Origin of the sequence: Verminephrobacter aporrectodeae subsp. tuberculatae At4, from assembly GCF_000193225.1 — a bacterium.
GTDB classification, from domain to species: domain Bacteria; phylum Pseudomonadota; class Gammaproteobacteria; order Burkholderiales; family Burkholderiaceae_C; genus Acidovorax; species Acidovorax aporrectodeae.
Window position 1 is genome coordinate 1 of record NZ_AFAL01000771.1, and the last position, 898, is coordinate 898.

The 898-nt window shown below is 70.7% G+C and carries 2 protein-coding genes; both read right to left on the reverse strand.

The annotated features are described in order from the left end of the window. A partial coding sequence (locus VTU_RS29245; protein WP_010108586.1) for a dihydroneopterin aldolase occupies positions 1-153 on the reverse strand: 153 nt, incomplete at its 3' end. 23 nt (positions 154-176) lie between these two features. Next, positions 177-896, reverse strand: a complete 720-nt coding sequence (locus VTU_RS0121375) for an SDR family oxidoreductase (protein WP_010108587.1) — start codon at positions 894-896, stop codon at positions 177-179. Positions 897-898 lie beyond the last annotated feature (2 nt).

Genomic DNA, 898 nt, shown 5'->3' on the forward strand with positions numbered 1-898 from the left:
GTCGCGCGGCGCCAGGGGGTGCACGCCCAGGCGCAGCTCGGCGTCCACCTGAATCGGCTGGGGCGCCGTTTTTTCGTGGTCCAGGATTCCCAGGTTGGCGTCAAAGCGCAGGCCGCTGAGCGTGAGGGTCCGGGTGCCGGCAGCGTGGGTCATGGAATGGGTCCGTGCACCTGCGCTCACATCAGCGAAAAATCGCGCTCGAATTTCATCAGGTGCTGGCCGCCGTCGACCAGCAGCGTGGTTCCGGTCAGCGAGCGGTTCTCCAGCGCAAAGCGCACCGCGGCGGCCACGTCCTCGGGGGTGGAGGAGCGGCCGAGCGGGCTCAGCGTGTGCAACTGCGCAAAGCGCTCGGCGCTGAGCAGCTGGCTGCCCAGCGTCAGGCCCGGGGCCACGCCGACCACGCGCACGCGCGGCGCCAGCGCCAGCGCCAGCATCGTGCCCGCGGCCTCGAGCGCGGCCTTGGAGAGCGTGTAGCTCATGAAATCGGGGTTCTGGTTCCAGAGCTTCTGGTCCAGCAGATTCACCACCACGCCCCGGGCCGCGCAATCGCCCGCTGCGGCGCGCTCGCCGAGATGCTGGTGCAGCGCCTGCGCCAGCATCACGGGGGCCGCGGCGTTGCTGCGCAGGTGCCTCTCGAGCGCGGAAAAACCAAAGCTCCGGGCATCGTCGTGCTCAAACAGGGACGCGCTGTTGACCACCGCGTCGAGCTGGCCGAAGTGCCCGATCACCCGGGGCAGCAGCGCGCGCACCGCGGCCTCGTCCTGAAAATCGGCGGCGAACGCGGCGCTGGTGCGCGCCAGCGCCGCGCATTCCTCCGCGGTTTGCATGGCGTCGTGCTTCGACGCGCGGTAGTGCACCGCCACCTGCCAGCCCTCGGCCGCGAGCGCCAGCGCAATGC